Here is a 17,083-nt window from a genome sequence, read left to right on the forward strand (position 1 = left end):
CAGAATACGTAGAAAAATCATCTCATAATATTCAAAACCATCTTCATGAAGACGTTTTTGAATATTATTTTTTCCTTTTATTTGTTTTACAAAAAAGCCTGCCCATCATAAACTTTTTATATTGATTGTTCATGGGAGAATCAAACAGATCAAAAACATGTAAGGCACCTGGAATAACCCATAGTTCAGTCTTGACACCAGCCTTATACAGCAACTGTGCAAATTCTATATCTTCATCCCTTAAAGGATCCAGTTCACAGGCAACAATGGTTGTTGGAGGCAGCTTAGTAAAATTATCGTAATGAGTTAAATCTGCATATCTGATACGTTTATTTACATTCTCTTCCCCCAAAAAATGAAGCCATGCCGTTTGAGCATATATCCTGTTCCATAAAAGAGCATCTGTAAACTCTTCCATTGAAGAAGTGTCTAACCGGTTATGAATTACCGGATACAATAAAAACTGATGCTTTATATTTTCAATATGATGATCTACAGCCATCTGGGTAACTGCTGCTGCCAGGTGACCTCCAGCGCTGGCTCCTAAAACCGTGATATGAGCAGGATTAATTCCCAACTGAGCTTCCCCTTCACTAATCACCCATTGTAAAGCATCAAAACCATCCAGAATTGGAACTGGAAACCGATACTGAGGAGATAATCGGTAATCTACCGACACAATAGTTGCATTGAGCTTATCTGCAATTTCGAACATCTGATTGTCCACCTGTTCGGGTAAACCGAAAACATATCCTCCTCCATGAAAATATAAGAGCGTTTTATCCATGTTATATTTTTCAGGCTGATAAATATGTAACCTGATTTCATATCTATCCACTGAACTTTCTATAAAAATATCTTTTATAAGGATATAATCGGAATGCTTAAAAGGATGCGCTTTTATAAATTCTTTTCTTTCCTTCTGGATTAGCTCAGGATTATTTAAAAATACATCTTCATCAATTTCTAATGAATAGGGAGTATTCTCTATACTTATTCTTAAATCTTCATCAATTCTGTTAAAGTCCATGCTGTTATATTTTTAATACAAATGAAATCTGCAAAGAAGATATTTGCTGTTTTTTATTTGTAAATTTAACTTACATGTAATATGCTGTCCAAGTATGTATTAGATTGTATGAAACGAACAAAAATGTAAGTATGAGTATTAAAGAATCATCCACCAATAATGAAAATAAAAAAACACTGGAACACAGCTGTTCAGAAATATATGCCGTTAATCTGATCAGCGGGCGCTGGATCCTCTCTATTTGTTATCATCTTAGACAAGGAAAGCTGAGGTTCTATGAATTAAAGAACAATATTCCCAATATTTCCGAAAGAATGCTTACCCTTCAGCTGAAAAAAATGGAACATGAAAATTTGATTATCAAAAATATTTATGCAGAAGTTCCTCCGAGAGTAGAATATGAATTATCCGAGATTGGTAAAAGATTAATTCCCATACTGAATGAATTGGAAATCTGGGGTAAGGAGCATAAAAATGATAAACAAAATAATAATGAATCATCCTAGTGACATTAAAGTTAGCTTTCAAAATCTGTAAGTTTAAATTCCGGTTGTTATTTTCATATGATCTGTTAACCAAAGCAGTCATAAATCTTAAAATTAGTTAATATACTCTATCAGGAAGTGGAATCAGCTCTTTATGTTTTGAAAATTAATTATCTTCGCCTACAAATCTAATTTGAAAATGAAGAAGATCATCTCCGGGATATCTATTTTTTGTTCTATCATTATCTCAGCTCAAGAGTCTATCCAGTTCCAGGAATTACCATTCAAGGATATTATCGCAAAGGCAAAAAAGGAAAAGAAATTGGTTTTTCTAGATGCCTATGCTTCCTGGTGTGGCCCATGTAAGATGATGGAAAAAAATGTTTTCACTCAAAAATCCGTTGGAGATTATTTCAATACCAGCTTCATTAATGCAAGATTCGATATGGAAAAAGGTGAAGGACGTGAAATTGCAGCTAAATATGGAGTACGGTCTTATCCTACCTATCTTTTTTTAAATGGTGAAGGAGAACTTGTTTCTCAAAACTCCGGATATATGGAGGCAGGTATGTTTGTGACTATGGCTCAGGACATCAATTCTCCGGGCAATAAAAAAGGTTCTTTGAAAGAACGTTTTGCCAATGGTGAAAAAGATCCCGAATTTCTGATCAATGTCATGAAACTGAACTCCAGCAGTAATTTTGATTTCGCTAAAAAAGCTTCGGAAAGATATTTTGAAAATAAAAAAAAGACTGAAGAGCTTTCAAAAGAAGAAATCGGCCTCCTGCTCTATTTCGTAAAGTCAACAGAAGACCGTAATTATACTGTTTTCACTTCAAGAAAAGCTGAAATTATTAAGTTTTTACCTGAAGATACCTATAAAGAATTTGATGCTCAGCTGAAATTATCCAAAATAGTAGAACAGTCCATTGATGATAAAAACAAAAGAATCAATGACGATACCTTTATGAAAGCAGCCGAGCCTTTGGTAGGCAAAGAGGCAGCCATCACAAAGCTTAATCAGACCAAACTTAGCTATTACGAGCAGAACGCTAATTTTCCGGAATTTGAGAAAGCTGCGTTAGACTATTATAAAAATGCTGATGCTTTTGAACCCAATGAACTATTAAGGGCTGCATGGGTATTCAGTGATCATATCAAAACACCAGCCTCATTAAAGAAGGCCACAGAATGGGCAGAAAAGTCTGTAATGAGAAGTGAAACCTCTGAAAACACTTATATTCTCGCCAAGCTGTATTTTCTGACAGGCAATAAAGAAATGGCAAAGAATTATGCAGAAATGTCTAAAAATATAGCCACTCAAACCCATAAAGATTCAAAACTGGCCGAAGAGCTATTAAATCAAATACAATAACACACCGATGAATTATAAATTATTGACAGGCGCTTTAGCTTTCCTAGCAATAGGTACTCTAAACGCTCAGGAACAGGAACAAGGACAGGATAAAAGTTTATACATAAAGGGGAACGCTCTTTTTCTACCCATAGGAATCATCAACGCCGGTGTAGAAAAGCAGATAAGCCCTAAATATACCATTCAGGGAGATGTTTTTATTTCCCCATGGAAATCTTTTGCCGGACATAAGCTTCAATATTATTCTGCTTCTGTAGAAGGCAGGTATTATTTCAAAGAGGCTTTTAAACACTGGTATCTGGGAGCGAATCTTGCTTTTGCAGCCTATAATGTTCAAAAATGGAACTATTGGAATGATAGGGTTATTGTCAGGGAAAATGGTGACACTTATATCAACTCCAATCTTTACCAAAAAGGATTTTCTATTATGCTGGGGCTAACTGCCGGCTATCAGTTTCAGTTATCTGACCGTTGGAATCTTGACATCTATGGTACTGTTGGAACATCCCAGAGTTTTTATAAAGGGTATGATAAAACAACAGGAAAAAGATATGACCAGGCAAGCGGTCTTAATAAAAGTGGCGAATTTATCCCATACAGAGGAGGGGTCATGATCTCTTACAAATTTAAATAATACAATGAAACCATTCGGAAGAAATCATATTATCATTTCAGTGATCACTTTTGTGATCCTTTTTTTAATGAACTACCTTGGGAATGATCTTCCTGATAAATTACAAAGAGCTTTGCTCACTGCTTTTGCAGGAGTTGTTGGGTTAACTGTGGGTTTATTTATCTTAAACAAAGGTAAAAATGACAAAAACCCACCTCAGCATTTTGATTAGTTAAAAGCTGGAAGTTAGAAGCACGAGGCTGGAAGTTATTTTCAGTCATATTACTACCAACTGGTCTTAAAAAAAATAAAAGCCATTTTTATGGCTTTCATAACTTCCGACTTCCAGCTTCAAACCTCCTTTCTAGCCCCCCAATTAATTTTCGTACACCACATACCTGGTTCTGATCTTTTCAAAATCGGCCAGGTCTTTTTTCCACGAAGCTTTAATTTCCGGAATTGTTTTGCCGGCAATGATCTGCTTTCTGAATTCATCGGTTCCGGATAATGTATCAAACCATAGATTTTTCAGGAAGAAATCCAGCTGGGGGTTTTTATAATTCTGATATGCTTTTATAACCCATTCAAGGTTAAGTTCTCTTAAATCTTTTGGGTATTTCGAAAGGTTTTCACCATGGCAGAGCTTTCCGTTCAGAAAAGGATCTTTAGCCCCATAGCTTGGTTTGGGAGTAAACTCATATGGCAGTTTTTCTGTCCACGGAGAACCATAAACCTGGAAAGGGATATCTGTTCCTCTTCCTACAGAAACCTGAGTTCCTTCAAAAAAGCATAAGCTAGGATAAAGATTAATGGCTTTATCATTCGGTAAGTTGGGAGAAGGTTTATCTAAAATTGGATACCGTTGTTTTTTATGGTAATTTTTCATTGGAATAAGGGTATATTTAGCCTGAACACCATTTTTCAGCCACTTTTCTCCGTTTACCATTTTTCCATATTCTCCAATTGTCAGCCCATATACTACAGGAACTTCATGCATGCCTACAAAGCTTGCCCATTTTTTTCTTAAAACAGGGCCGTCAGTATAACCGTCATGTGGATTCGGGCGATCCAGAACCATGATTTCAACATTATTTTCAGCACCGGCTTCCATTAAATAAGTTAATGTAGAGATATAGGTATAAAACCTTACACCTACATCCTGGATATCAAAAAGAACAATGTCAATACCTTTTAACTGTTCAGGTTTTGGTTTTTTATTATTGCCATATAATGAAACAATGGGCAATCCTGTTTTTACATCTACTCCATTTTTCACTTTCGCACCGGCATCAGCATCTCCCCTGAACCCATGTTCCGGAGCAAAAATAGCTTTAATGTTAATCTTATTTTTTACTAAAAAATCTACCAGATGATTCTTATCACTCATCAGCCCGGTTTGATTGGTCACAATGCCAATCGTTTTGTTTTTTAACAGGGGTAAATACAATTCAGGCTGATCGGCTCCGGTTTTAAAATCCGGTTGAACTTGAGCCTGAGAATAATATTGGTTGAATACTCCTAAAAAAATTAGGCAAATAAGAAGTAAATTTTTAATTTTGAAATCTAAATTCATAAGCTTGAAATTTCCTTTATATTTCTCTAGAAAAATAGCATTTTCCAAAGATAACAAAAATAACCTTTCAAGAGTTATCATCTTCATTGGCAGACTTTCTGTAGCTTTGGGAATCATTGTTTCCTTAATTACCGTGGCCACAGGCTTTGGTTCTAAAAAAGCTATTAAAGAAAGACTGGCAGATTTCAGCGGACATATTACCGTAAGGTCTACACGTTCCAATTCTTCCTATAATACTTCAGTACTTGATAACCAGGGGCTCAATATTCCTAAGATCAAAGAACTTCCAGATGTGGAAAGTATCCAGAAATATGCCACAGTTACCGGTATTATGCGGAATGAGCATAGCTTTGCAGGCATTACATTTAAGGGAGTTGGAAAAGATTTTGACAGTCTCAGGTTTAAGAAATTCTTAATTGCCGGTACTACTCCCAACGTCACAGAAGTAGGCTTCAACAACGATGTAGCCATTTCACAGAAAGTGGCTAACGATCTTCACCTAAAGCTCAACGATAGTATTGTCACTGTTTTTTTAAAGGCAGATCAAAAGCCAATTTATCGTAAGTTCCGTGTACTTGGAATTTATAGAACCGATATTAAGATGATTGATGATCAATTCGTTCTTGGAGGGATCAATCATGTAAGAAGAATTCTGGATATGAAGCCCGATGAAGCCGGAGGACTGGATATTTTCCTTAAAAATGTCAACGATATAGATAAAGATTTTCCCGATATTGAGAAACTGATAGGATATAAAAATTACGCAGAAAAAGCGACAGAAAAGTTTCCGCAAATCAATGACTGGATAAGCATTTTCGATACGAATATTGCTTTAATCATCATTATTATGCTCATTGTAGTGGTTATTAATATTATTATGGTTCTTCTGATCCTTATCATCGAAAGAACCAATTCCATAGGTCTTCTTAAAACATTAGGAGCCAGCAATTCTCAGATCCGGGCCACTTTTATCAACTATACACTTATTATTATGATTCCCGGGCTTTTATATGGAAATGCCATTGGATTAGGTCTTATTCTGATTCAGAAATTCTTCGGAATTATTAAACTTAATCCTGAAAATTATTACGTAAGCACCGTTCCGGTAGATCTTAACCCTATTGCTATTATTTCTATTTCAGTGGGGATTCTAATCATCTCAGGGCTTGCTTTGATTATCCCAAGTTATCTGATCAGTAAAATTTCACCGGTAAAAGCAATTAAATATAATTAGTAACGGGAAGGAGCAATAAGCAGCTGATACCATTTTTGGATGTGAATATCGATGTTGCCAACACGTTATCCACATGTTATCCACAATAAAAATAATTTTAAAAGCCTTATCTTTGTCCCGCATATAAAACATTTATGAAATACGCAAAAAATATTCTTGAAACTATAGGTAATACACCGCTGGTAAAACTTAACAATGTATTAGGAGAAGACTTTCCGGCATTAGTTTTAGCAAAAGTAGAGACTTTCAATCCCGGAAATTCAGTAAAGGACAGAATGGCTCTTAAAATGATAGAAGATGCTGAAAAAGACGGCAGATTAAAACCTGGAGGAACCATCATTGAGGGAACTTCAGGAAATACAGGAATGGGATTAGCGCTTGCAGCGATCATCAAAGGGTACAAATGTATCTTCGTAACGAATTCCAAACAATCCAAAGAAAAATGTGACATTCTTCGTGCTGTAGGTGCTGAGGTTATTGTATGTCCTACTGATGTAAAGCCTACTGACCCGCGTTCTTATTATTCAGTTTCCAAAAGACTGGCTAAAGAAACGGAGAACGGATGGTATGTGAACCAATATGACAATTTATCTAACAGAACAGCTCATTATGAGTCTACAGCGCCTGAAATCTGGGAGCAGACAGAAGGAAAGCTGACTCACTTTGTAGCGGGTGCAGGAACAGGAGGTACGATTACAGGATGTGGAACATTCTTCAAAGAAAAAAACCAGGACATTAAAATAATCGGAGTAGACACGTATGGTTCTATCCTGAAAGAATTCCATGAAACCGGAGAGCTTCATTATGACCATGCCTATACTTATATTACAGAAGGAATTGGAGAAGATATCATTCCTGAGAACTATGATATGTCTGTCATTGATCATTTTGAAAAAGTAACCGATAAAGACGGGGCCATCTATGCTAGAAAGCTGGCTAAAGAAGAAGGTATTTTCTGTGGATATTCTGCAGGAAGTGCTATTGCCTCCCTGATTCAGATGAAAGATCAGTTCACGAAAGATGATATCATTGTTGTTTTACTTCATGACCACGGTTCAAGATATGTAGGAAAAATTTACAATGACGAATGGATGAAGGAAATGGGCTGGCTTGATTAATAAACGATCACTTCACGATAAAACAAAAATCAGAGCAATTGCTCTGATTTTTTATTCTTTATTAATATTTTCTTTAAGTATTTTTTTGAGTAGATTATACTCCCTTTCAGTCATTGACTTCTTTGGAAACATATAACTGTACTTACCTTCCAGAGCAATAAATTCATTATTAGCATCAAAATATTCAAAGTCTTTCCATTCGCTGGTTTCTTTCTCTCCATCTATATTTACCGTAAAAAAAAGAGAATCAAATCTTATTTCGTAAAGCTTACATTTTTCAAGTACTCCCAGATAATGATTCACCTGTTTCTTCCATCTGGACACTTTATTAATGCTTACAGACAGAAAAACCGTACAAAGGAGAAATATAAAACTTAAAAAATATAAGACTCCCCGGCTATCCTTACTCAAGCTGTCTTTCAAAAGAAATGCAATAAATAGAATAGCAGCAGCTACAATTGTTGTGATGGTCTTACTTCTGGTAGTAGGTGAGAAAAGTAAATTTCCCTGGTTTCCGCTAAAATAAATGTCTTCAAACGTCTTTCTGTCAGGCCTTAGTACGATCACCTTTTCTTCACTCATAATATAAATATATAGTTTGCTTTATAAAGCTGTAAAGCTAGCTAAATATCTTCATATTGATCACTTATAGCATTAAGTTTGTTCATCAGTTCCCGGTTTCTGTTTTTTAAGGCATTCAGTTTCTTCAGCATATTATGGATCACTTCCAGACCGGGAAGATTGATTTCAAGATCATAATGCCAGTTGGAAAATTTTTCAAGTTCCGGCAGGTCTTCATACATCAGATAATGGATATCATTTTCAATATGAATGTTTAACAAACCATATTCTACAAGATCATCAAAAAAAGTGATTTCTATATTATAGATTTTTACGAGTTCCTCCCGTGATATTCTTTCACTCATAGCCTAGGAATTTTTTAGTTGTTCAAAAAGTTCTTTCTGCTTTTCTGTAAGGTTTACCGGCAATCTCACTTCATAGGTTACAAAAAGATCACCATACTGCCCTTCTTTTTTGTAAACAGGAAAACCTTTTCCTTTAAGTCTTACCGTCATTCCGTTTTGAGTTTCCGGTTTTACTTTAAGATTGACGCTGCTATCCAGGGTATTTACTTGTATGCCTCCACCCAAAACAGCAGTATACATATCGATAACGACCTTAGTTTTCAGATCATCTCCTATTCTTTCAAAATCCGGATCAGCAGGGATATTAAATGTAATATAAAGATCTCCGTGAGGGCCACCGTTAAAACCGGGATTTCCATGTCCTTTCAACTTAATCTGCTGTCCGTCGTAAACCCCTGCAGGAATAGTAATTCTTACTTTTTTACCATTGATTTCAAAAGTTTGCGGATGAGTGGTAGCAGCATCTCTTAAATTCAGATTCAGCTCTGCCTGAATATCCTTTCCTTTAAATTTTCCGGAGGCACTTCCCCGTGAGCTTTTGCTAAAGCCGCCAGCTCCGCCAAACATACTTTGGAAGAAATCTGAAAAATCTTCCTCTTCACCAAAATCGGCTCCGGAATATCCTCTGCTATAATTCTGCTGCTGTTGATATTGCTTTTGCTGTTGCTGGGCTTTTTCGTATTCTTCACCATGTTTCCAATGCTCTCCGTATTTATCATACTTAGCACGGTTTTCAGCATTACTGAGCACTTCATTGGCTTCATTCAGTTCTTTGAATTTTTTTTCGGCCTCTTTATCGTCGGGATTAAGATCAGGATGTAGTTTTCTGGCCAGCTTTCGATAAGCTTTCTTGATATCATCCTGTGTTGCGTTTTTATCTACGCCTAAAATTTTATAGTAATCTATATAAGCCATAGAAATGATGTTTACTCAAATTTATGAAATTTACCTCTGAAAGTTATATAACAAAATGTTAAAAATAAAGCTATCTTTGATAAAAAGCCCATATGAAAGAAGTATTGAAAAACTACTCAGGAATTATATTATTACTCTTAGGAATTAGTGTTGGAAGCATTATAGGAATAGCTGCTCCCGGTATTGTAGGGTATATAAAACCTTTGGGAGATATTTTCCTTAACCTTCTTTTTGTAAGTGTAGTACCTCTGGTATTCTTTGCCGTTTCCAATTCTATTGCTTCTTTGGAGCAGCAGTCAAAATTTGGAAAGATTATTCTTATTATGGCTCTTACCTTTTTATTCTTCATCCTGACGGCTGCCGTTTTTACCATCTGTGCAGTCTATCTCTTCCCTGTTTCCGGGGTTTCGGGAAGCTCTGAAGCTATTACAGAGGCCGCTAATAATGATACATGGGGTGATAGGATTGTTGGATTTTTTACCGTAGGGGAATTTACAGCTCTTTTTTCAAGGCAGAATATGCTGGCCCTTCTTATATTTGCTTTTATGACGGGTTTTGCTGCCCGGAAAGCAGGAGAAAAGGGAGCGCCTTTCAGAGTTTTTATTGCTTCAGGATATGAAGTCATGAAAGAGCTTCTTCTATTGATCATGAACCTGGCTCCTATCGGTCTTGGAGCTTATTTTGCGTTTCAGGTAGCCACTTTAGGGCCTCAGCTCTTTGGATTTTATGCTAAGCCTTTAGGCTTGTACTATATTGCCGGAATTATTTATTTCTTTGTCTTTTTTTCACTGTATGCTTTTATGGCCAATGGGCAAAAAGGAGTTAGAAATTTCTGGACCAACGCCATTTATCCCAGCCTTACTGCCATAAGTACCTGCAGCAGTTTTGCTACCATGCCTGCCAACTTACAGGCAGCCTCTAAAATTGGAATACCTAACTCTATTGCCAACCTGGTTATTCCTATTGGGACAACACTCCATAAAAACGGATCTTCCATGTCTTCCATTATAAAAATCTATGTTGCTTTTTTAATTATTGGAAAAGATTTTTTTGATCCGGCGAATCTGTTGCTGGCACTGGGAATTACTGTTTTTGTAAGTATTGTAGCCGGAGGTATTCCCAATGGTGGATATATCGGTGAAATGCTGATGATTTCGGTGTATAAATTACCCCAGGAAGCCATTCCTGCTGTGATGATTATCGGAACATTGGTAGACCCGTTAGCCACTGTTCTGAACGCTGTAGGTGATATAGTTGCAGCAATGTTTGTAAACCGGTTTGTGAAGACCTGATTGTAGAATGACCTTCGATCAATTTCCACATAAAAACTTCTATAATAACCGCTTAAGCTTTATTTTCCATGAATTCATTTTTTCAAAGTATCGGTTTATACACCAGTAAAAACATTGAAATTAACGTCAATATAGCTGAACTTAATAAAGGACTAAGGAAAATTACTTATACAACCAATACTACTTTTATATCCCTGATTTCAGATTCAGCAATTCCCACAAGATTTGAATACCGGGGAATAGTTAATGAAAAAAACTTTACTATTAAGAGGAGAAGACATTTATTTGATATCAACCTGAATTATCCGGTGATTAAAGGAAGCCTGTATGATCAGAATACTATAACCACTGTTTCTTTAACATATATTCCTTCCCCTTTTCAGATTTTCACCTTTATACTTTTGTTATGTTTCTTCATAGCTGCAGTTGCTGTCAATGTAAAAAATGGAGGTCAGCACCTTCCTTTTATTGCAGTTTCTTCACTCATGACGGGAACTCAATATTTCGTATTAAAAAGAGAGATCATAAAAGGAAAACACGATTTTGAAAGAGAGCTGAGCTCTATAAGTCAAGAATATTCTTCTGTAGTGCACTGAGAGCATTATATCCTGTATGAATCTATATCTGTCAGGATTCTATTCACTGCGTTTTACCGGCTCCAGGTTTTCATATTCTTCGGGAGTAAAAAGCCTGTACTGAACTTTAAATGTTTTCCCCAAAGGTGTTTCGAGAGAGAAACCTCCCGGTCCAAAGCCCTCTGCCACATCGAGGGTAAAGTGCGAATATTTCCAATATTCGAATAAATCCCGGTCTATCCAGAATTCATATCCATTGATGGTTCCAATCATAGCATCGTTCATTCTGGGGAAAAACCCTCCTTTCTCAAAACATTGGGGCTGCGTTCCTTCACAGCATCCTCCAGCCTGATAAAACATCAGGGCACCATACTTATTTTCAAGCTCCCGAATGACGTCAAGTGCCTTTTCCGTTGCTGAAAGTCTTGCTATTTTTCCTTCCATTTTTTTATTTTTATATTGAAAAAAGTCCGGCAGATTAGTCTGCCGGACATAAAATACTCATCATGTTTTAATTTGAGCCGGCAATGTCTAATACGATTCTGCCATCAATCTGCCCTTTCTTCATTTTATCAAAAACATCATTAATATCTTCGAGCTTTGCGGGGGTTACTGTAGCTTTTACAAGTCCCTCATTGGCAAAATCCAGTGCCTCCTGCATATCCTTTCTGGTTCCCACGATAGAGCCTCTCACGGTTATTCTCTTTAAAACAGTTTCAAAAATCGGAAGTTCAAAAGATCCGGGAGGAAGTCCGTTAAGCGCAATAGTCCCTTTTCTCCGTAAAACATCTATTCCCTGTTTGAAGGCAATTGGAGATACTGCTGTAATCAATGTACCGTGCATCCCGCCAACTTCTTTATGCAAATATTCTCCAGGGTCTGTATTCTTGGCATTGACTACCAGATCTGCCCCTAATTTTTTTGCCAGGTTGAGTTTATCATCTGCTACATCTATTGCGGCAACGTGCATTCCCATTGCTTTAGCATACTGAACCGCTACATGTCCCAATCCTCCGATTCCTGAGATGGCTACCCATTCTCCGGGTTTTGTTTCTGTTTCTTTTAATCCTTTATAAACTGTTACTCCTGCACATAAAATTGGCGCTATTTCCAGAAAGTTAACATTGGATTTTAAATGTCCTACATACCTGGAATCTGCAATTACATATTCTGCAAAGCCTCCATCTACACTGTATCCTCCGTTTTTCTGGGCTTCACAAAGTGTTTCCCATCCCGTTATACAATAATCGCAGCAGCCACAGGCACTATACAGCCAGGGAACTCCTACCGCATCTCCTTCTTTTACAAAGGCTTCCGGTCCGCAGGCTACTACAATTCCTACTCCTTCATGTCCCGGAATAAGCGGCATCTTAGGCTTTGCCGGCCAATCACCATCTACAGCATGTAAATCTGTATGACAGACTCCACAGGCTATCACCTTTACCAGAACTTCATATCTGCCGGGTTCTCTTACGGGCACTTCTTCAATTTTCAGTGGCTGTCCGTAGCCTTGAACTACGGCGGCTTTCATTGTTTTTGGGATCATATTTTATGTTTTGAATTGTTTTCTTTGAGGTTATTATATTTTCTGAATAAATAGACTGCTAGTCCGGTACACACCCTATTTCTCCGCGTGAGGGATAGTAAGGGCGGCGAGGTACGAGCCGGTGCGGAATGTAATGAAGCACCGAAACGAAGTGAAGCCCTGAATAGCCCGACCGTTTTGCCCTGGAAAAGCCAAGGCAATCGGGCACGTCCTAAATTTAAATATTAAAAGAAGCCTAACTTATTTTTGTTATAAGAAATAAGCATGTTTTTAGTCTGACGATAGTGATCAAGCATCATTTTATGGTTCTCTCTTCCTATTCCCGACTGCTTATATCCTCCAAAAGGTGCTCCTGCCGGATAGGAGTGGTATTGGTTTACCCAAACTCTTCCTGCTTCAATCTGACGTGGAATATTGTACAGCTGGTGTGCATCTCTGGTCCAAACTCCGGCTCCAAGGCCGTAAATGGTATCATTAGCAATTTTCACTGCTTCCTCTTCATCCTTGAACGTTGTAAACGCCAGTACCGGGCCAAAAATCTCTTCCTGAAATATTCTCATCCTGTTGTTTCCTTTGAAAATGGTTGGCTGAATATAAAATCCGTTTTCAAGATCTTCTCCCAAATCATTGACTTGACCTCCTACCAGTACTTCTGCTCCCTCCTCTTTTCCTAGCTGTATATAGGAAAGTATTTTATCTTTTTGAATCTGCGAAGCCTGAGCCCCCATCATCACGGTTTTATCCAATGGATTTCCCACTTTGATTGCTTTTACCCTCTCGATCACCTTTTCGATGAAAGCATCTGCAATACCTTCCTGAACCAGCAGTCTTGAAGGGCATGTACAGATTTCTCCCTGGTTAAGGGCAAAAAGAACAGCTCCTTCAATAGCTTTATCCAAAAATGCATCATCTGCATCCATTACTGAACTGAAGAAAACATTCGGTGATTTTCCTCCCAGCTCCAACGTGACAGGAATAATGTTCTCTGTAGCGTACTGCATCACCAGACGTCCTGTAGCCGTAGAACCTGTAAAGGCTGCCTTAGAAACCTTAGGATTGGTTACTAAAGCTCTTCCCAATTCTGCTCCGAATCCATTCACAATATTGATTACTCCTGCAGGCAAAAGATCACCGATAAGCTCCATCATGACCATAATAGAAACCGGGGTGCTTTCTGCAGGTTTTAAAACCACGCAGTTTCCGGCAGCCAATGCCGGAGCCAGCTTCCATACCGCCATCAGTATAGGAAAATTCCATGGAATAATCTGGGCAATAACACCAAGAGGTTCATGTACGATAAGGGATACGGTATCTTTATCCAATTCGTTATGAGAGCCTTCTTCTGCACGGATCACAGAAGCAAAATATCTGAAGTGATCTATTGCCAGGGGTAAATCTGCTGCCAACGTTTCCCTTACTGCTTTTCCATTATCAATAGTCTCTACAATAGCAAGGTATTCCAGGTTTTGCTCTATTCTGTCTGCAATCTTATTCAAGATGACACTTCTCTCTGTAGATGAGGTGTTTTTCCAGGACTGAAATGCCTTATCTGCAGCATTCACTGCCAGTTCCAGATCTTCTTTAGAGGAATGGGCCACCTGAGTGAAATTTTTACCATCTACAGGAGAAACTACATCAAAATACTGCCCGTTAACAGGGGGTGTAAATTTTCCGTCAATATAATTATCATATCTGTTTTTAAATTCAGGACGCTGTAAAAGAGTCGCTGATCTTGTTTCTGTAATAGTGCTCATATTAGTATATTTTACATTTTTCTGTAATGCCAAATTACATGTACAACCATAAAAACATATAGCACAATCGTATAAAAAAAGTGCAGAATAGTGCAGATGTTCAATTTTATCATTTTATTAACAGCAACGTACAGGCAAATTCTCTATATTTGAGTTACCTGCGCCTTTAAAATGTTTAGAAATGAATAACAATAATAAATATTTATTAGACACTCCTGAGTTAATCAAGGAAAATAAGCTATTGAACATTGTTGAAAACCAGACAAAATTCAATCTAAACAATTGTGAATTCAGTATCTACGAAACGCATAAAGCGGCTTTTGATGTAAAACTTCACTTCGATAATATAGCATTTACAGCAATGCTGAGAGGCAAAAAACATATGAAACTGGATAATAAGACCAACTATTTTGATTATTTCCCCGGTGAAAGCATCCTGGTTGCTCCGGGAGAAACTATGGTCATTGATTTTCCTGAAGCTGATGAAACGCCTACCCAATGTATTTCTTTAAGCTTAAATCCCGAATTTATAGAGGACTCTCTCAATTACCTGAACTATAGTCTCCCCAAAGTGGATGAAACCTCACAATGGAACATTCAGCTGGATGAGTATTTCCTTTTTAATAATCAGGCCCTGGCCTCAGCAACCAATAATATTATGAGAATTGCTATGGATGATAATTCTCAAAAAGACATCATGGCTGATTTTGCCCTGAAAGAACTGCTGATCAGGCTTATGCAAACCCAGGCAAGAAGCATGGTGGAAAAAAACATGGTAAAAAATAAATCAAGGATAGGCTTCGTGGTAGATTATATTAAGAAAAACCTCCACCAGAAGCTTTCTATTGACAGTATTGCAAGATTGGCTTATGTAAGCAAATCCAATTTCTTTAGAATGTTCAAAGACGAACTGGGAACTTCTCCCAATGAATTTATTTTGCAAGAGAGAATCAACAGGGCCAAAGAATTACTGGCAGATCAGAACAGCATTAAAGAAACCGCCTATCAGACAGGATTTTCAGACACCAATTACTTTACAAGAGTATTCAAACAACTCGAAGGCATTACTCCCAAGAATTATCAGAATAAGATTACATTTTCGAGATAGGATTTGGTATCAATTATTTTCCTTTGATTAAAACTATCTATCTGAAAAATAAAAGAGGCTGCCATAAAGCAACCTCTTCAAATTAAAATTTATTTAATACCCAAAATTCTGTTGAATCTGTGGATTATTATTGATTGCATCTTGAGGAATTGGCCACTGCCACTTATGGCTGGAAACAGGAAGACTCAACACAGGTGCTGGATTCCCTGCACCAGTTGATTCCGGACCAAAGTTAGACCTTTGAATTGGAAGACCAAGTCTCTTCAATGTAAAGAATCTGTCTGTTTCAAATGCTAATTCCAATCTTCTTTCCAGCATAATTGCATTCCAAAGAGTTTGCCCAGCTTCTGTACCAGGTACAAATTCAGTATATCTCTGCGCTCTTAAAGTATTTAATAATCCCAGAGCTCCTGCTTCATCTCCTTTCTTAAACATTGCTTCTGCAACATTTAAAAGAACTTCAGCAGTTCTTAAATACTTTACATCTACCGCTTCAATTGGCTTATTAGTAGCCTGCTTGTATTTAATAATATTATTATAAGTTTTATCTGTAAAAGGAGAAGTTGTAATATAAGAACTTTTTCTAATGTCCGTAGTACCAAATTTAGTATAGAAATCGAAGTCTACTACATATTCTGATTTAATCTGACCTCCTCCTAAAGTCTGATTATAAGCGGAACCTGTTTTGATATTCTCAATACTTGAGTTAAGTATTTTAAACAATACTCCATCACTTGATGTGTCATTCCAGATATTTTTAAATGTACCGATAGTTCCTACATTTGGACTCAAAGCTAAAGCTTTCTGTCCCCAAAGAATGGCATTATCATAATCACCTTTGTATAAATATACTCTTGATAACATCCCTTGGATAGCAGGTTTTTTAAGCTTACCTACATTGTCATTCTGAGTAATATTTTGCTCTGCAAAAAGCAAGTCATCAATAATTCTGTCATATACCTGGTTTACATTCAGGTTTCTTGTAACTAACTGAAATGGGTCAAACTTTTCTACATAAGCAATACCTAATGAAGTACCTGCATCAGCAGATTGTGTAGGTATTTTACAATATCTTCTTACAATATCAAAGTGAGCTATAGCACGAATACCTCTTGCTTCTGCTTCAATATTACTTCTGAATGCACCCGGCGCTAAATTACCAATCTTATCAAGTACTGCATTGGCTCTTGCCGCCACAGCGTACCCTGCTCCATATGCAGCAACAACCGCATTAACATCTCCTGCAAAATTGAAATTGTATGCATCGTTGTTTGATCTTCTTCCCAGAGGATTCTGAATTAAATTATCTGAAATAACATCAGGAACAATTAATTGTGTATAATCCTGCTGATAATACCCAGAAATCTTAAAACCATCATAAGCATAATCTACACCTTTTCTAAAGTCACTTTCAGATTGATAATAATTATCTAAAACCAATCTATCATTTGGCAATACTGTCAAATCATCTGTACAAGATGCAACGGTAAAAGCCAACGATGCAAATAATACTACTCTTACTATATTTTTTTTCATGAT

General features: G+C 37.0%; 18 protein-coding genes. 9 read left to right on the top strand and 9 right to left on the bottom strand.

Going from position 1 to position 17,083, the window contains the following annotated elements; translation table 11 throughout:
* Positions 1–64 precede the first annotated feature (64 nt).
* Complete coding sequence (locus LQV47_RS11665; RefSeq protein WP_230037035.1) at positions 65–1,030, bottom strand: alpha/beta hydrolase; 966 nt, start codon at positions 1,028–1,030, stop codon at positions 65–67.
* A gap of 131 nt (positions 1,031–1,161) precedes the next feature.
* Between LQV47_RS11665 and LQV47_RS11670 the strand changes: the two genes are divergently transcribed.
* The 4 genes from LQV47_RS11670 (at position 1,162) to LQV47_RS11685 (ending at position 3,735) form a co-directional block, all read left to right on the top strand.
* On the top strand, positions 1,162–1,536 hold the full coding sequence (locus LQV47_RS11670; protein WP_230037036.1) for a helix-turn-helix domain-containing protein: 375 nt from the start codon (positions 1,162–1,164) through the stop codon (positions 1,534–1,536).
* Positions 1,537–1,714: 178 nt separating this feature from the next.
* Positions 1,715–2,890: a thioredoxin fold domain-containing protein gene (locus tag LQV47_RS11675; protein ID WP_230037038.1), complete on the top strand. Its 1,176-nt coding sequence runs from the start codon at positions 1,715–1,717 to the stop codon at positions 2,888–2,890.
* A 7-nt stretch (positions 2,891–2,897) separates the two neighbouring features.
* On the top strand, positions 2,898–3,524 hold the full coding sequence (locus LQV47_RS11680) for a DUF3575 domain-containing protein (protein WP_230037040.1): 627 nt from the start codon (positions 2,898–2,900) through the stop codon (positions 3,522–3,524).
* Positions 3,525–3,528: 4 nt separating this feature from the next.
* A complete protein-coding gene (locus tag LQV47_RS11685) occupies positions 3,529–3,735 on the top strand; it encodes a hypothetical protein (RefSeq protein WP_047495019.1) in 207 nt (68 codons plus the stop codon).
* Positions 3,736–3,879: 144 nt separating this feature from the next.
* Here the strand turns inward: LQV47_RS11685 and LQV47_RS11690 are convergent, their stop codons facing one another.
* Positions 3,880–5,076, bottom strand: coding sequence for a DUF1343 domain-containing protein (locus tag LQV47_RS11690; RefSeq protein WP_230037042.1), 1,197 nt, complete (start codon positions 5,074–5,076; stop codon positions 3,880–3,882).
* Between the two features lie 4 nt (positions 5,077–5,080).
* On the opposite strand from LQV47_RS11690, the gene LQV47_RS11695 reads away from it, so the two are divergent.
* On the top strand, positions 5,081–6,310 hold the full coding sequence (locus tag LQV47_RS11695; RefSeq protein WP_230037044.1) for an FtsX-like permease family protein: 1,230 nt from the start codon (positions 5,081–5,083) through the stop codon (positions 6,308–6,310).
* Positions 6,311–6,444: 134 nt separating this feature from the next.
* Entirely contained in the window at positions 6,445–7,428 is a 984-nt protein-coding gene (locus tag LQV47_RS11700) for a pyridoxal-phosphate dependent enzyme (RefSeq protein ID WP_047495013.1), read from the top strand.
* Between the two features lie 51 nt (positions 7,429–7,479).
* Here the strand turns inward: LQV47_RS11700 and LQV47_RS11705 are convergent, their stop codons facing one another.
* From LQV47_RS11705 to LQV47_RS11715, 3 genes are read right to left on the bottom strand one after another with little or no spacing between them, the layout of a single operon-like run.
* Positions 7,480–8,010, bottom strand: a complete 531-nt coding sequence (locus LQV47_RS11705; RefSeq protein ID WP_230037046.1) for a hypothetical protein — start codon at positions 8,008–8,010, stop codon at positions 7,480–7,482.
* Between the two features lie 41 nt (positions 8,011–8,051).
* Complete coding sequence (locus tag LQV47_RS11710) at positions 8,052–8,354, bottom strand: chaperone modulator CbpM (protein WP_230037048.1); 303 nt, start codon at positions 8,352–8,354, stop codon at positions 8,052–8,054.
* 3 nt (positions 8,355–8,357) lie between these two features.
* Positions 8,358–9,269: a J domain-containing protein gene (locus LQV47_RS11715; RefSeq protein ID WP_230037050.1), complete on the bottom strand. Its 912-nt coding sequence runs from the start codon at positions 9,267–9,269 to the stop codon at positions 8,358–8,360.
* Positions 9,270–9,361: 92 nt separating this feature from the next.
* Between LQV47_RS11715 and LQV47_RS11720 the strand changes: the two genes are divergently transcribed.
* Together LQV47_RS11720 and LQV47_RS11725 are read left to right on the top strand one after the other, a co-directional pair.
* Entirely contained in the window at positions 9,362–10,561 is a 1,200-nt protein-coding gene (locus LQV47_RS11720) for a dicarboxylate/amino acid:cation symporter (RefSeq protein ID WP_230037051.1), read from the top strand.
* A gap of 68 nt (positions 10,562–10,629) precedes the next feature.
* Positions 10,630–11,157 (top strand): hypothetical protein, encoded by a 528-nt coding sequence (locus LQV47_RS11725; RefSeq protein WP_230037053.1) that lies wholly within the window; start codon positions 10,630–10,632, stop codon positions 11,155–11,157.
* 39 nt (positions 11,158–11,196) lie between these two features.
* Here LQV47_RS11725 and LQV47_RS11730 read toward each other — a convergent pair whose 3' ends face one another.
* The 3 genes from LQV47_RS11730 to LQV47_RS11740 form a co-directional block, all read right to left on the bottom strand.
* Positions 11,197–11,580, bottom strand: a complete 384-nt coding sequence (locus tag LQV47_RS11730) for a DUF779 domain-containing protein (protein WP_230037055.1) — start codon at positions 11,578–11,580, stop codon at positions 11,197–11,199.
* 67 nt (positions 11,581–11,647) lie between these two features.
* Entirely contained in the window at positions 11,648–12,682 is a 1,035-nt protein-coding gene (gene adhP / locus LQV47_RS11735; RefSeq protein WP_230037057.1) for an alcohol dehydrogenase AdhP, read from the bottom strand.
* Between the two features lie 224 nt (positions 12,683–12,906).
* Positions 12,907–14,436 carry an aldehyde dehydrogenase family protein gene (locus LQV47_RS11740; protein ID WP_230037059.1) on the bottom strand — a complete coding sequence of 510 codons (1,530 nt, stop codon included), beginning with the start codon at positions 14,434–14,436 and terminating at the stop codon, positions 12,907–12,909.
* A gap of 181 nt (positions 14,437–14,617) precedes the next feature.
* Between LQV47_RS11740 and LQV47_RS11745 the strand changes: the two genes are divergently transcribed.
* The gene (locus LQV47_RS11745) at positions 14,618–15,544 is read left to right on the top strand and encodes an AraC family transcriptional regulator (RefSeq protein WP_230037061.1); all 927 of its coding nucleotides are present in this window, start codon (positions 14,618–14,620) and stop codon (positions 15,542–15,544) included.
* Positions 15,545–15,637: 93 nt separating this feature from the next.
* Here LQV47_RS11745 and LQV47_RS11750 read toward each other — a convergent pair whose 3' ends face one another.
* Positions 15,638–17,080: a RagB/SusD family nutrient uptake outer membrane protein gene (locus tag LQV47_RS11750; protein WP_230037063.1), complete on the bottom strand. Its 1,443-nt coding sequence runs from the start codon at positions 17,078–17,080 to the stop codon at positions 15,638–15,640.
* Positions 17,081–17,083 lie beyond the last annotated feature (3 nt).

The organism is Chryseobacterium sp. Bi04 (assembly GCF_918698085.1).
Taxonomy (GTDB): domain Bacteria; phylum Bacteroidota; class Bacteroidia; order Flavobacteriales; family Weeksellaceae; genus Chryseobacterium.

Coding starts and splice junctions, on each gene's coding strand:
- LQV47_RS11720 (WP_230037051.1), top strand. CDS start 9,362: ATGAAAGAAGTATTGAAAAACTACTCAGGAATTATATTATTACTCTTA.
- LQV47_RS11680 (WP_230037040.1), top strand. CDS start 2,898: ATGAATTATAAATTATTGACAGGCGCTTTAGCTTTCCTAGCAATAGGT.
- LQV47_RS11730 (WP_230037055.1), bottom strand. CDS start 11,580: ATGGAAGGAAAAATAGCAAGACTTTCAGCAACGGAAAAGGCACTTGAC.
- adhP (WP_230037057.1), bottom strand. CDS start 12,682: ATGATCCCAAAAACAATGAAAGCCGCCGTAGTTCAAGGCTACGGACAG.
- LQV47_RS11665 (WP_230037035.1), bottom strand. CDS start 1,030: ATGGACTTTAACAGAATTGATGAAGATTTAAGAATAAGTATAGAGAAT.
- LQV47_RS11685 (WP_047495019.1), top strand. CDS start 3,529: ATGAAACCATTCGGAAGAAATCATATTATCATTTCAGTGATCACTTTT.
- LQV47_RS11670 (WP_230037036.1), top strand. CDS start 1,162: ATGAGTATTAAAGAATCATCCACCAATAATGAAAATAAAAAAACACTG.
- LQV47_RS11705 (WP_230037046.1), bottom strand. CDS start 8,010: ATGAGTGAAGAAAAGGTGATCGTACTAAGGCCTGACAGAAAGACGTTT.
- LQV47_RS11750 (WP_230037063.1), bottom strand. CDS start 17,080: ATGAAAAAAAATATAGTAAGAGTAGTATTATTTGCATCGTTGGCTTTT.
- LQV47_RS11675 (WP_230037038.1), top strand. CDS start 1,715: ATGAAGAAGATCATCTCCGGGATATCTATTTTTTGTTCTATCATTATC.
- LQV47_RS11725 (WP_230037053.1), top strand. CDS start 10,630: ATGAATTCATTTTTTCAAAGTATCGGTTTATACACCAGTAAAAACATT.
- LQV47_RS11715 (WP_230037050.1), bottom strand. CDS start 9,269: ATGGCTTATATAGATTACTATAAAATTTTAGGCGTAGATAAAAACGCA.
- LQV47_RS11710 (WP_230037048.1), bottom strand. CDS start 8,354: ATGAGTGAAAGAATATCACGGGAGGAACTCGTAAAAATCTATAATATA.
- LQV47_RS11740 (WP_230037059.1), bottom strand. CDS start 14,436: ATGAGCACTATTACAGAAACAAGATCAGCGACTCTTTTACAGCGTCCT.
- LQV47_RS11700 (WP_047495013.1), top strand. CDS start 6,445: ATGAAATACGCAAAAAATATTCTTGAAACTATAGGTAATACACCGCTG.
- LQV47_RS11690 (WP_230037042.1), bottom strand. CDS start 5,076: ATGAATTTAGATTTCAAAATTAAAAATTTACTTCTTATTTGCCTAATT.
- LQV47_RS11745 (WP_230037061.1), top strand. CDS start 14,618: ATGAATAACAATAATAAATATTTATTAGACACTCCTGAGTTAATCAAG.